The organism is Ancylobacter polymorphus (assembly GCF_030813495.1).
In the GTDB taxonomy this organism is placed as follows: Bacteria; Pseudomonadota; Alphaproteobacteria; order Rhizobiales; family Xanthobacteraceae; genus Ancylobacter; species Ancylobacter polymorphus.
Genome location: NZ_JAUSUI010000005.1, coordinates 80,841 through 94,564 on the forward strand (window position 1 = coordinate 80,841; position 13,724 = coordinate 94,564).

The 13,724-nt window shown below is 65.4% G+C and carries 10 protein-coding genes; 7 read left to right on the plus strand and 3 right to left on the minus strand.

What is annotated here, in order from left to right:
- The first annotated feature begins 4 nt into the window (after positions 1–4).
- Positions 5–1,876: an ABC-F family ATP-binding cassette domain-containing protein gene (locus J2S75_RS12270; protein WP_307020149.1), complete on the plus strand. Its 1,872-nt coding sequence runs from the start codon at positions 5–7 to the stop codon at positions 1,874–1,876.
- 225 nt (positions 1,877–2,101) lie between these two features.
- On the opposite strand, the gene J2S75_RS12275 is transcribed toward J2S75_RS12270, so the two are convergent.
- From J2S75_RS12275 to J2S75_RS12285, 3 genes are all read right to left on the minus strand, one after another.
- Positions 2,102–3,418 carry a porin gene (locus tag J2S75_RS12275; RefSeq protein WP_307020150.1) on the minus strand — a complete coding sequence of 439 codons (1,317 nt, stop codon included), beginning with the start codon at positions 3,416–3,418 and terminating at the stop codon, positions 2,102–2,104.
- Between the two features lie 310 nt (positions 3,419–3,728).
- Positions 3,729–4,175: a DNA polymerase III subunit chi gene (locus J2S75_RS12280; RefSeq protein ID WP_307020151.1), complete on the minus strand. Its 447-nt coding sequence runs from the start codon at positions 4,173–4,175 to the stop codon at positions 3,729–3,731.
- A gap of 43 nt (positions 4,176–4,218) precedes the next feature.
- Positions 4,219–5,727, minus strand: a complete 1,509-nt coding sequence (locus J2S75_RS12285) for a leucyl aminopeptidase (protein WP_307020152.1) — start codon at positions 5,725–5,727, stop codon at positions 4,219–4,221.
- Between the two features lie 200 nt (positions 5,728–5,927).
- Between J2S75_RS12285 and lptF the strand changes: the two genes are divergently transcribed.
- The 6 genes from lptF to rsmA all read left to right on the plus strand — a co-directional run bounded on the left by lptF (position 5,928) and on the right by rsmA (position 13,717).
- Positions 5,928–7,088, plus strand: coding sequence for an LPS export ABC transporter permease LptF (gene lptF / locus J2S75_RS12290; protein WP_307020153.1), 1,161 nt, complete (start codon positions 5,928–5,930; stop codon positions 7,086–7,088).
- A gap of 48 nt (positions 7,089–7,136) precedes the next feature.
- Complete coding sequence (lptG, locus tag J2S75_RS12295; RefSeq protein ID WP_307020154.1) at positions 7,137–8,222, plus strand: LPS export ABC transporter permease LptG; 1,086 nt, start codon at positions 7,137–7,139, stop codon at positions 8,220–8,222.
- The gene (locus J2S75_RS12300) at positions 8,219–10,741 is read left to right on the plus strand and encodes an LPS-assembly protein LptD (protein ID WP_307020155.1); all 2,523 of its coding nucleotides are present in this window, start codon (positions 8,219–8,221) and stop codon (positions 10,739–10,741) included. The genes lptG and J2S75_RS12300 overlap by 4 nt, the downstream gene beginning before the upstream one ends.
- A gap of 155 nt (positions 10,742–10,896) precedes the next feature.
- Entirely contained in the window at positions 10,897–11,823 is a 927-nt protein-coding gene (locus J2S75_RS12305; RefSeq protein WP_307020156.1) for a peptidylprolyl isomerase, read from the plus strand.
- Between the two features lie 7 nt (positions 11,824–11,830).
- Positions 11,831–12,847 carry a 4-hydroxythreonine-4-phosphate dehydrogenase PdxA gene (gene pdxA / locus J2S75_RS12310; RefSeq protein ID WP_307020157.1) on the plus strand — a complete coding sequence of 339 codons (1,017 nt, stop codon included), beginning with the start codon at positions 11,831–11,833 and terminating at the stop codon, positions 12,845–12,847.
- Positions 12,848–12,856: 9 nt separating this feature from the next.
- The gene (gene rsmA, locus J2S75_RS12315) at positions 12,857–13,717 is read left to right on the plus strand and encodes a 16S rRNA (adenine(1518)-N(6)/adenine(1519)-N(6))-dimethyltransferase RsmA (protein WP_307020158.1); all 861 of its coding nucleotides are present in this window, start codon (positions 12,857–12,859) and stop codon (positions 13,715–13,717) included.
- The last annotated feature ends 7 nt before the right edge of the window (positions 13,718–13,724 follow it).

A 13,724-nucleotide genomic window follows, 5' to 3' on the forward strand; every position in this document is an offset into this window, starting at 1 on the left:
GGGCATGATCATTCTCGACGATATCTCGCTCCGCATCGCCGGCCGGCTTCTGATCGACCACGCCTCGGTGGCGCTGCCGGAAGGCGCGCGGATCGGCCTCGTCGGTCGCAACGGCACCGGCAAAACCACGCTTTTCCGCGCCATAACCGGCGAATTGGAGCTGGAGAGCGGAGATATCCGCATCCCCGCCGCCGCCCGCATCGGCCAGGTGGCGCAGGAGGCGCCGGCCGGGCCGGAGAAGCTGATCGACGTGGTGCTGGCCGCAGACACCGAACGCGCCAAGCTGTTGACCGAACGCGAGAAAGCCACCGATCCCGCGCGCATCGCCGAGATCGAGCTGCGCCTCGTCGACATCGACGCCCATGCCGCGCCGGCACGCGCGGCGCGCATCCTCGCCGGCCTCGGCTTCGACGACGCCGCCCAGCAGCGCGCCTGTTCGGAGTTTTCCGGCGGCTGGCGCATGCGGGTGGCACTCGCCGCCCTGCTCTTTGCCGAGCCGGACCTGCTGCTGCTGGACGAGCCGACCAACTATCTCGATCTCGAAGGCACGCTTTGGCTGCAGGACTTCCTGTCCCGCTACCCGCGCACCGTGCTGATCGTCAGCCATGACCGCGAGTTGCTCAACCAGTCGGTCGGCTTCATCCTGCATCTCGATCAGGGCAAGTTAACCCTTTGGCGCGGCGGGTATGATTCCTTCGAGCGCCAGCGCGCCGAGAAGCAGGTCGTCGACCAGAAGGCGCGCGCCAAGCAGGAAGCCAAGCGCAAACATATGGAAGCCTTTGTCGAGCGCTTCCGCGCCAAGGCGACCAAAGCCAAGCAGGCGCAGTCCCGGCTGAAGGCGCTGGCCCGCATGGCGCCGATCGCGGAAGCCGCGAGCGAACAGGCGGCGGCGATCTCCATCCGCCATCCCGAGCGCATCCCCTCGCCGCCGATCCTCACTTTGGACGGTGTCTCGGCCGGTTATGCGCCGGGCAAGCCGGTGCTGCGCAACCTTACCCTGCGCGTCGACCATGACGACCGCATTGCCCTGCTCGGACCGAACGGAAACGGTAAGTCCACATTCGCCAAGCTGATTTCCGGCCGGTTGGCACCGCTTGGCGGCAGCATCGTGCGCGCGGCCGGGCTCGACATCGCCTATCTCGCCCAGCACCAGCTCGACGAGCTGGTCGCGAATGAGACGGTCTACGACCATGTGCGCCGGCTGATGCCGGAGGCGCCGGAGGCCAAGGTGCGCTCGCGCGCGGCGGAAATGGGCTTTTCCGGCGCGACGGCCAATACGATCATCGCGGCGCTGTCGGGCGGCGAGAAGGCGCGGCTGCTGCTCGGCCTCGCCGCCTTTCATGGCCCGCATCTGCTGATCTTGGACGAGCCGACCAACCATCTCGACATCGCGGCGCGGCAGGCGCTGATCGAGGCGATCAACGATTTTCCCGGCGCCGTCATCCTCATCAGCCACGACCGCACCCTCCTCGACGCCTCCGCCGAGCGATTGTGGCTGGTGGCGGAGGGGACGGTGCGCCCCTATGACGGCGATCTCGACGAATATCAGCGGCTCGTCGTCGGCCGCACCGCCTCCGCGTCGCGCAAGGAGGCGGCGGGCAGCCGCGCCGACGAACGGCGGCAGGCGGCGGATCGGTGCAGCGAGACGGCGCCGCTGCGCAAGCGGATCAAGGATCTCGAGGCGGCGATGGCGAAGCTGGAACGCAGCCTCAGCGCGCTCGACGCCAAGCTGGCCGACGACACGCTGTATACGCGCGCGCCGCTGGAGGCGCAGCGTTTGGCACGTGAGCGCAGCGCGGCGGCGGAAGCGCTGGCGAGGGCGGAAGAAGACTGGCTCGAAGCCTCGGCCGCGCTTGACGAGGCCATGGCCCCCTAATGGGCCGGCCGGCTGCACCAAGACGGCATTCGGACTGAGGTCCACTTTTGTTTGCAGGGATATGAGTTGAGGTCGGGCCGGGCACCGCGCCCGGCGCGATGCCGTATGCGCAGTGAGCATTGTCGCCAGATTCACTGTCTGTGAGCCACCGCACCGCGTGAAGCCCAAAAGCAAAAAGCCCCGGCACAAGGCCGGGGCTTTCCGTAGAGCCGATCCTGGAAGGGATCAGAAAGAACGCTTCGCCGAGAAGGTGACGCGGTTCTGCTCGGTGGTGTCGGTCACAGAGGTGCCGAAGTAGGAATTGCCACCGCTGTATTCGGCCGACAGGTAGTCGTACTGCAGGACGAGGGTCAAGCCCTTGACCGGCTTCCAACCGATGTTCACGCCGACGTTGTAGCCGGTGAAGTCGATGCTATTGATGTTGTCAACCGCGTAATCGTCGGAAGCGGTGTAGCTACCCACCAGGGTGGTGAAGACGGCGGGCGTCCAGTAGTGGGTCAGCGAACCACCGACGTACCAGCCGGCGACGCCGTCACCGTAGTAGTCGACAACCGGGAGAGCGCCGGCGAGGCCGAGATAGCCCGGAGCGCCCTTGGAGTAAGCGCCTTCGACGTACAGGGTGGTGGTCTCAGCGAAGTCGAAGCGCACACCAGCGAGAGCGGCCCAGCCGGAGTCGTCGGCGCTCGAGATGAAGCCCGTGCCACCGAGGCCTACATAGTAAACATCGCCGATGTTGTGGTAAGCACCGGAGATCTTGAACGCACCCCAGGTGCCTTCATAGGCAATGTTCGCGACGATGTCCGGAACCTGCTGGCCCTGGGTCGTGAACGAACCACCGAACGGCGTGAAATCGCCGAAGCCGTAGTCGTCTTCGCGAGCCTGACCGTCTTCGAGGGCGATGGTCGCCGAGAAGCCATTGCCGAAGTCAGCGGTGTACTGGATCACGTTGAGCGACTGATCCGAGTAGAAGTTACCCGGACGGATGCCGTACCAGCCGTCACCAGCCCAGAAGTCGAAGGCCGAAGTGGCCTGACCGAAGGTGAAGCCCGCGAACTGGATATAGCCGTACTTCAGGACAGCGCGGTTACGCGTGGTGTCCGAGAAGACCGCCGAGGTGGTGCCGTCGTCGGTCAGACCGTAGCCGTAGTTCTGGCCCTGCTCGATGCGAGCTTCGATGTAGGAACGCAGGGTGCCGTATTCGGTCTGGGTGCGAGCGTCGAGCTGAACAGCGGCGCGGCTGTAGAAGTCGAACTGACCATCCGGCTTGCCGGTGTAACGGAAGAAGCCTTCGCCAACTTCGTAGGCGCTAACAGTGCGCTCGACCTTGGTGTAGTAGGTGTCGGCCGTCACATAGCCACCGACCTTCAGGCAGGTATCGGTGCCGGGGATGTAGTAGAAGCCCGCGCCGTAGGTGGAGCAGATCTTCACATATTCCGCAGCCTTCACCTTCACAGGCAGATCGGCCGCCGCAGCAGTCCCGACCATCGCAAGCCCGGCAACCGAGCCGAGCAGCACATTCTTAATGACCGTCTTCAATTTCATTCTCCCCCAAATTGGACCAATGTTGGGTTTTCGATTGTCAGGACCCGCCGCACGGCGCGGCACCCACAGCGATACTGTTCGAAACCACCGGGCGGTGCAAAGCCAAAGTGGTACCAAAGGCCCCTCGGCGCCCATTCCGCCACGATGTGTTGCTGTCGAGACACAATTCTCACGCCACACTCGCCCACCACGAGACTGCCGGAAACGCCGTCAAAAGCCTTGGTAAATCAGGGATTAACGGGCACGCGCCCGAATTCTTCCCCGTAGGGCGCCGCGGAATGTGGCGGAAGGCGCCACCCCTGGGCCGCAATCAGCGGCGCTGCCAGCGCCCGTTCTCGTCCTGCTGCCAGTAGGTCACGTTGTGACCTTCGGCCTTCGCCGCGCGCCACGCCTGGCGAACAGGTTCGACGGCTTCGGAATCGTTGCCGTCAAAGAGATGGATCACCCGCTGATAGCGGCCCGTGTCGGGAATCAGCGCGCCATCAATGAGAAAGCGCACCACAGCGCCGTTGAGATTCGATTCGTCGGTGGTGAGCAGGATGGGCTGCCGGGCCGGCTCGCCCTGGCGGTCGGTGCCGTGCGGCAGGAAGGCCGCGTCGTCATAGGTCCACAGCAGGGCGTCCAGCGCCTCGATGCGCTCCGTGGACGTCGCCTGCACCGCGCAGCGCCAGCCCCGCTCCAGGCACTTCTCCAGAAGCTGGGGCAAGGCGGCGTCGAGCGGCCGGTTCTGCAGGTGATAGAAGAGCACGTCGCTCAAGGTCCCCTCCCCCGCAGGCCCGGCCGCGCGCTGCCCGTGTCAGTCACGATTCGTAGTGACGGGCCACCAGATCGTCGAGCAGGCGCACGCCCCAACCCGAGCCCCAGCTGCGGTTGAAGTCGGTCGCGGGCGAGGACATGGCCGTGCCGGCGATGTCGAGATGCGCCCAGGGCACGTCGCCGACAAAACGCTGGATGAACTGAGCGGCGGTGATCGAGCCGCCAAACCGCCCGCCCGTGTTCTTCATGTCGGCGAACTTCGAATCGATCAGCTTGTCGTACTCGGCGGAAAGCGGCAGGCGCCACACCTTCTCGCCCGTCGTCAGCCCCGAATCGGTGAGCCGTTCGGCCAGAGTGTCGTTGTTGGAGAACAGGCCCGCATGCTCAGTGCCGAGCGCGACGATGATGGCGCCGGTGAGCGTGGCGAGGTCCACCATGAATTGCGGCTTGAACCGCTCCTTGGCGTACCAGAGCACGTCGCCGAGCACGAGCCGGCCTTCGGCATCGGTGTTGATGATCTCGATGGTCTGGCCCGACATGGAGGTGACGATGTCGCCCGGCCGCTGCGCCTTGCCATCCGGCATGTTCTCGACGAGGCCGATGAGACTGACCACATTGGCCTTGGCCTTGCGGCTGGCCAGCGCATGCATCAGCCCGACGACGCAGGCGGCCCCGGCCATGTCGCCCTTCATGTCCTCCATGCCGGCGGCCTGCTTGATGGAAATGCCGCCGGTGTCGAAGACCACGCCCTTGCCGACGAAGGCCACCGGCGCCTCATCCGCCTTGCCGCCGTTCCACCGCATCACCACGACGCGGCTCTCCTCGCCCGACCCCTGGCCGACGCCGAGCAGCGCGCCCATGCCGAGCTTCTTCAGGTCCTTCTCGCCCAGCACCTCGACATCCACGCCCACCTTGGCGAGGTCACCCGCCCGCTTGGCGAATTCGGTCGGGGTGAGCACATTGGCAGGCTCGTTCACGAGATCGCGGGCGATCACCACACCCTCGCCGATGCCCTCGCGCTTCTTCCAGGCGCGCTTCGCGGCGGAATCGTCCGCTATATAAAGCGTCACCTTCGGCTTCGCGGTCGCCTCATCGGGCTTCTTCTTCGTCTTGTAGCGGTCGAAGGCATAGGCGCGCAGGCGCAGGCCAAGCGCCAGTTCGGCCGCGGCCTCGCCCGGCACCTCGCCACCCGGCAGCGCCAGGATGACGCTCACATCCTTTGCCGCAGCCGGCAGGCGGCCCATGATGGCCCCGCCCAGCTTCAGCCAGTCGAACGCCTTGAGGTCGGCGGGCTTGCCAACGCCCATGACGAGAAGGCGCGAAGCGTCGAGACCCGCCGGCGCCAGAAGATCGATCCCCTTGCCGGATTTACCGGTGAAGCGCTCGGCCTGCATCGCGTTCGCCAGCTGGGCGGAAGCGGGAGCAAGCAGCGCTTCGACCGACGGCGCAAAGGCTGGGGCGTCCCCTTCCACTGGCTCGGCGGCGAGAACGACGACGTGTCCCTCCAGGCGGGCCGGGAGCTTGGCAAAACTGATCTTCACATGGTCGGGCATCGGGGCACCTTGAGTTGTCGCGGCTCGGTTCGTTTCTCTTTAGCCGAATGAGCGTCAGGGCACGAGCCTCAAACGGGCCGTGTGGGGGACGCGGCTCCGCCCGATTTGCGCCGAAACGCACGGGCAATTATGCATCATGCACAAGCATGGCCACGCCGGGGCAGCGGGCAGTCGTCGACAGGGATCAGGATAGCCGCTGGATGAACCGCCTGGATCGCTATGTGTTCCGATCGGCCGTGACCGCGTTTCTCGGGACGCTGCTCGTGCTGACCGCCATGATCTGGGTGACGCAGGCCCTGCGTGAACTCGACATCATGACGACGCAGGGCCAGACGATCCTCGCCTTCATCCTCATCACGGCCCTCGCTCTCCCCGCTCTTATTCTCGGCCTCGCGCCGGCGGCTCTGTTCATGGCGGTGGCGCAGACGCTCTTCCGCATGAACAGCGATTCCGAGATCGTGGTGGCGAGCGCGGCCGGCATCTCGACCTGGCGTTTCCTGCGTCCGCTGGTGATTCTGGCGCTGCTGGTGGCGGCGGGGTGCGCCGCCCTGTCGATGGAACTCGTGCCGGCGGCGATGCGCCAGTTCCGCTACGAGATCACCCGCGTGCGCGCGGATGTGGTCGCCTTCATCGCTCAGCCCGGCCGTTTCACCACCCTGTCCCAAGGCATGGTGTTCCATGTGCGCGAGCGCAACGCCAATGGCGTGCTGGGTGGCATCTTCATCAATGACGCGCGCGATCCCAAGCAGGTGAACACCTATCTCGCCGAACGCGGACAGGTGATCGACTCGGCCGAAGGCACGTTCCTCGTGCTCGAAGACGGTGCCATTCACCGGCGCACGCCCGGCAAGGCCGACAGCAATGTCGTCGAGTTCCAGCGCTATGCCTTCGATCTCTCCCCTTTCACCACGAGCGGCGAGACCACGGTCTATCGGGCGCCGGAGAGACCGTTCGCCGATCTCTGGAGCCCGGACCCCAAGGACATCGTCGTGCGGCTCGAAGGCACGGGCCGCTTCACCGAGGAATTGCACCGCAGGCTCTCGTTGCCGTTTTACGTGCTGGCCTTCTTCGCCATTGCCTGCGCCGCCCTTGCTGAACCGCGCACGACGCGCGAGGGACGCGGCCTCGCACTGGCGGGCACCGCGCCCTTCATCATCTTCCTGCAGGTGACGAGCTTCGGATTGATCAACCAGGTGCGCACCGAGCCGGCCCTGATTCCCGTCGTCTACCTCGTGCCCATCCTGTTCATCCTTGGAGCGATGGCCTCGCTGAGCGGCCGTTTCAAGCCGCGGATGCCGGAAGCGATTCGCATCCGGATCGACCGTCTTGCCCAGCGTGTCGCACGCGCTACCGTGAACTGAGCCGCCGATGCGTCATCGCCAAAACACCACCGGCAGCGGAGCGGCGGCATGATCGGGCCCACGCTGGGATTCTATTTCGGTCGCCGGTTCATCTCGGCGGTGATGGGCATCTTCCTCGGCTGCGCCAGCCTGATCATGCTCATCGACCTGCTCGAACTCTCCCGCCGCGTGGGCGAGCGGGATGTCGATTTCGGCACGCTGCTGCTGCTGGTGTTCTACCGCATGCCGTTTTTCACGGAGCAGTTGCTGCCGTTCGCCGTGCTGTTCGGCGCCATCGGCACATTCCTCACGCTGTCGCGACGGCTGGAACTGGTCGTGGCCCGCGCGGCCGGCATATCGGCCTGGCAGTTCATTGCCCCGGCGGCACTGATCGCGGTGGCGCTCGGCACGTTTTCCACAACGGTCTACAATCCGATGTCCGCCGTCTTCAAGGAGCGCGCGAGCCGTTTGGAGGCGGAGATTTTCAACCGCCAGACCGGTCTCTTCTCGGCCGGTCGCAGCGGCTTCTGGCTGCGCCAGCAAAGCGTCGACGGGCAGGCGATCATCCAGGCGGCCGCGACCAGCGATGGCGGGCGCGAACTGACCAGCGTCAACGTCTTCCTGTTCGACGACAAGGACAAGCTGCTGGAGCGCATCGAGGCCCGTCGCGCTATCCTTGATCCCGGCGCCTGGCGGCTGGAAAATGCGCACGTATTAACTCCGGCAATAGGTTTGCAGGAGTACGACGTGTACATGCTGGCCACCAATCTCACCCCGAACCAGGTTCAGGAATCGCTGCAGAGCGAGACCGTCCCTTTTTGGGATCTCCCAGCCGCCATCGACGCGGCAACGCGGGTGGGATTTGGCGCTGAACGCTACCGGCTGCAGTATCAGAGCCTCCTCGCCAGACCCGCGCTGTTGCTGGCGATGGTGCTCATTGCGGCTTCGGTCAGCCTGCGCGTGTTCCGGTTCGGCGGCATCGGCCAGACGATTCTCGGTGGCGTCGCCGCCGGCTTTCTGCTTTATGTTTTCACCAAGCTCGCCGAGGACCTCGGTGAGGCCGGGATTGTGCATCCCGTTATCGCAGCGTGGTTTCCAGCGGTCGTAGGGGCATTGATGGGTATTCTCATCCTGCTTCACCGGGAGGACGGATGAAGGTCGGCACCGTGCCAGCCGGCCAGGCAGATTCGGCGATCCCGCGACTGAAACGTCGCCTGCGTCAGTCTGCCTGCGCGTTTGTGTTCAGCTCCGTTTCGTTGGTCGCCCTCGGCCCGACGTCGCCTGCGCTTGCCCAGATGACGGCTGCCCAGCCCACAGCGGCTCAAACCTCGCCCCAGCCGTCCGCCGCCCAGCCGGCCGGCCTTGCGGGCGGCCTGGTCACGCGCCAGACCGATCCCAACGCCAAGATGCTGGTGACGGCCGACCAGCTCGTCTACGACAACACCCGCAACGAGGTGATCGCTGACGGCAACGTCCAGATTTATTACGATGGCGCCGTGCTGGAGGCGCGACGCGTCGTGTATGACCGCAACGCGAACCGACTGCGTGCGGAAGGCGGCGTCCGCCTGAAGGACAAGGACGGCACGGTCATTGCCGCCGACAATCTCGACCTGTCACAGGACTTCAGCAACGGGTTCGTCAATTCCCTGCGCATTGATTCGCCGCAGGACATGCATTTCGTGGCCTCCCGCGCTGACCGCGAGAATGGCGACACCACGATCCTGACGAGCGGCGCCTACACGCCGTGCGAACCCTGTAAGGAGAACCCGCAAAAGCCGCCCATGTGGCAGGTGAAGGCGGCGAAGATCATCCATAAGGAAAAAGAGCAGACGATCTATTTCGAGGACGCCCGGCTTGAATTCCTGGGCATCCCGATCGCGTGGGCTCCCTATCTCGAAGCACCTGATCCGACGGTGAAGCGCAAGTCAGGCTTCCTGATCCCGCAGTTCGTGAACACGTCCGAGATCGGCTTCGGCGCCACCATTCCGTATTTCTGGAACATCGCGCCCAATATGGACGTGACGTTCTCGCCGCTCATCGTCTCCAAGCAGGGCGTGCTGCTCGACGCCGAGTTCCGGCACCGGCTGGAGACCGGCACCTACAGCATCCGCGCCGCCGGCATCGACCAGATGGACAGGGACGCGTTCAGTGGTCAGCCCGGCGATCGCGACCAGCGCGGTGTGCTCGAGACGCATGGCCGCTTCAATATCAACGAGAATTGGTACTGGGGCTGGGACGGCTGGCTGATGTCAGACCAGACCTTCCTCCAGGACTACAATCTCATCAGCACGACGACGCGCGAGGTCACCTCGCAGATCTACCTCGTCGGCCAGGGCGACCGGTCCTATTTCGACCTTCGGGCGATGTATTTCACCGGCCTCACTTCCTATGACGTCGAGGCCCAGCAACCCGTCATCCACCCGGTGCTGGACTACAGCAAGACGCTGGGCAATTCCGTGTTCGGCGGCCAGCTCAGCTATGACGTGAACTTCACGAGCCTGACGCGCGACGAGATCGACCTGCGCGCGACCTCCGCTGCCTATGCGCCGCTCGTGCCCGAGCTTTATGACGGGCCGACCAACCAGTGCGACCTCACCCGTGTTGCTGCCGCCGACGCAAACGTTCGTGATGCGTGCCTGATGCGCGGCATGGTCGGCAGCTACAGCCGCCTGTCCGGCGTGGTCGACTGGCGCCGTACCTTCATCGACCAGGCCGGCCAGACCTGGACGCCGTTCTTCAACATGCAGCTCGACGTCGCCTCGGTGCAGGCCCAGACGGAAGACGAGCCCTGGCTCGGCACCGGTGGCGACACGCAGCTGGTGCGTGCCATGCCCGCGGTCGGTCTTGAATACCGCTACCCATTCATCGCGGTGCAGAGCTGGGGCACGCAGACCATCGAGCCGATCGCTCAGGTCATCGTCCGCCCGGACGAAACCCATATCGGCCAGTTGCCGAACGAAGACGCCCAGAGCCTGATCTTCGACGACACCAACCTGTTCGAGATCAACAAATATTCCGGCTATGACCGCGTCGAAGGCGGCGGCCGCGCCAATATCGGCATCCAGTACACCGCCAATTTCAACGATGGCGGCCAGATCAATGCACTGTTCGGCCAGTCCTACCAGCTGTTCGGCACGAACTCCTACGCCAATTACGATATGGCCAACACGGGTGCCGAATCCGGCCTTGAGGATGACGCCTCCGACTATGTGGCGCGGCTCTATTACCAGCCGACGGATAGTTTCTCGCTCGTCAACCGGTTCCGTTTCAACAATACTGACTGGTCGGTCGAACGTTACGAAGTCGAAGGTCGGGCCGTCGTCAACAAGAAACTGACGGTTTCCGCCCTTTACGGCCTCTACACCGCCCAGCCGCTGCTCGGTTACTACGAGGAGCGCGAGGGCATCGTCGGTACTGGCACGTTGAAGCTGGACGATAACTGGAGCCTGCAAGCGGCCGCCCGCTACAATCTCAACCTCGACGAGATCGACTTCACCCTGTTCGGCATCTCCTATATCGATGAGTGCTTCGGCATCGCGCTGAGCTATCGTTCGGACTACACCGAGAGCGGAAACCGGCAGCGCGTGGACACGGTGCTTCTCACTTTCACGTTGAAAACGCTGGGTGAAGCGGGCTTCTCGACCAATGTCGGTTCGAACAGCAGCAGCAATTGAACGGCGGGGTCGCATTGACGCCACATCCGCCGACAAGAACAGCGGGTGAGCGTTCGGTGGAATGTGCCGGGCGCCAATGTGATTGTCAGGATGGAGAGAAGATGCGGGCAGGGTCTTTGATACGGGATGGCTGGCATGCCAGTCGTCATCAGGTCGTGGGCCCGTTCGTTCGCGCGCTCCTCTTCGGCTGCGCACTCGTCGCTTGCTCGCCGCTCCTGCCGGCCCCCGCCCAGGCCCAGCAGATACTGGTGCTCGTGCAGGGCCAGCCCATCACCAGCTTCGATGTCGCCCAGCGCATCAAACTGGCCCAGCTCACCGAGCGACAGACGCTGACGCAGAAGCAGGCGCTTGAGGACCTGATCGACGAGCGCCTCAAGATCGTCACCGCCGAGCGCTTCGGCGTCACGGCAGACAAGGACGAAGTCGACAAGATGTTCGCCCGAATGGGCAGCCGGAGCGGGCGTACGCCCGAGCAGCTGACCCAGGCCCTGGCGCAGTCTGGCCTCGACGCCGGCATGCTCAAGACCAAGATGCGCGCCGACTATGTCTGGAACAACTATGTGCGCGGCCGCTTCTCGTCGGTCGCCACCATCCGGGATTCGGACGTCTTCGCAGCGCTTCAGTCGAAGGGTGAGGACCTCACCCGCGCCCAGCGTACAACGGAATACACCGTGCGCCAGATCGTGCTCGTGGTCGGGCGCACCGCCAACCCCGGCGAGCGTTCTCAGCGCATGGCGGAAGCCAATACCCTGCGCAAGCAGTTCACCGATTGCGAGGCCGGCATCCAGACGGCGCGCGGCATGCGCGAGACCGTCGTTCGGGATCCCGTCATCCGCACCTCGGCCGATATGAGCGCGCCGGTGCGCAAGGTCATGGACGAGACGCCGGTCGGCCAGTTGACCGCCCCGGAAGTCACACGCGCCGGCATCGAGATGATCGCCATCTGCAACCGCCGCGAAGTGGTCGGGGAAAGCGCCCAGAAGCGCGAGGTTCGCGCCGAACTGGAAAACAAGCAGTTCGAAGCGGTGTCGCGCAAGCTCCTCGACGATGCGCGCAAATCCGCCATGATCCAGTACCGCTGAGCGGCGCATGGCACCCCCGCCCGCTCTGGCGCTCACTTTGGGCGAGCCGGCCGGCATTGGCCCCGACATTACCCTCGCGGCCTGGCTGACGCGCCAACAACGCAGCCTGCCGGCCTTTTTCGCCATCGGCGATGCGGCGGTGCTTCGCCGACGGGCGGCTGCGCTCGGCCTCGACGTGCCGGTGCGCGCATGCGCGCCGGAAGAGGCCGCCGCTGTCTTTGCCTCGGCGCTTCCGGTCGTGAGCGCGGGGCCGGCAGTCACCGCCGCGCCGGGCCATCCGGATGAGACCAGCGCGCCGTCTGCCCGCGCGGCGATTGATGACGCCGTGGCCCTGGTGAAGGCCGGACGTGCAACGGCGGTGGTGACCAATCCAATCTCGAAAGCGGTGCTCTACGCCGACGGCTTCGCCTTTCCCGGCCACACCGAATATCTCGCTCATCTCGCCGGCACGCCCGCCCCGCGCCCGGTCATGATGATCTGGTCGCCGGAACTCGCCGTCATCCCCGCCACGATCCACGTGCCGCTCGCCGATGTGCCGCGCCTGCTGACGCGCGAGTTGATCATCGAGACCGCCCGCATCACCGCCCATGATCTCCGGCATCGCTTCGGCATCGAAGCGCCACGCCTCGCCATTTGCGGGCTCAACCCGCATGCGGGCGAAGAGGGCACGCTGGGGCGCGAGGATGAGGAGGTCACCCGTCCGGCTGTCGAAGCGTTGCGGCAGGAGGGAATCGATGCACGCGGACCGCTTCCGGCAGACACGCTGTTCCATGCGGCCGCCCGCGCCACCTATGACGCCGCCATTGGCGCCTATCACGACCAGGTGCTGGCGCCGGCCAAGGCGCTGGCCTTCGATCGCGCGGTCAACGTGACCCTGGGCCTGCCCTTCGTTCGCACCTCGCCCGACCATGGTACAGCCTTCGCTCTTGCCGGGACGGGTCGCGCCGACCCGTCCAGCCTGATCGAGGCCCTGCGTCTGGCTCATCGGCTCAGCGCGCGCGACGCGGCTCGGTCAGGGCGGTAAGGCCTCACGATGAGCATCGACAACCTTCCGCCACTGCGCGACGTCATCCGGGAGCACGGGCTCTCGGCGCTGAAGTCGCTCGGGCAGAACTTTCTGCTCGATCTCAATCTCACCTCGAAGATTGCCCGCACCGCCGGCCGCCTTGAGGATCTCACCGTGATCGAGGTCGGCCCCGGTCCGGGCGGCCTGACCCGGGCGATCCTGGCATTGGGCGCGCGGCGCGTGATCGCCATCGAGCGCGACGCACGCTGCGTGGCGGCACTGGGCGCGGTCGCCGCACACTATCCCGGCCGGCTGGAAGTGACTGAGGGCGACGCGCTGGAGACCGACTATCGCGCCCTCCTCACCCAGGGGGAACGCGCCGTCGTCATCGCCAACCTGCCCTATAATGTTGGCACGCCGCTGCTCGTCGGCTGGCTGTCGGCCGACCCCTGGCCGCCTTGGTATGAGAGCCTGACGCTGATGTTCCAGCGCGAGGTCGCCGAGCGCATCGTTGCCTCGCCAGGCGACGATCATTATGGCCGCCTCGCCGTGCTTACCGGTTGGCGGGCACAGGCGCATATCGCCTTCGACGTGCCGCCTTCGGCCTTCGTACCGCCGCCGAAGGTCACCTCCTCCGTGGTTCATATCGTGCCGCGCCAGGCCCCCCTGCCCTGTTCGCTGAACGCGCTGGAACGCGTCACCGAGGCCGGTTTCGGCCAGCGCCGGAAGATGCTGCGGCAGAGCCTCAAGAGCCTGGGCGTCGACACGGGCGCTCTACTGGAGGCCGCCGGCATCGCCCCGACGGAACGCGCCGAGCGGGTGACGGTTGATGGTTTCGTCGCCCTGGCCAATGCCTGGGTGGCGATGCGGCAAGCTGGAAGGGAGTGAGCGCGGC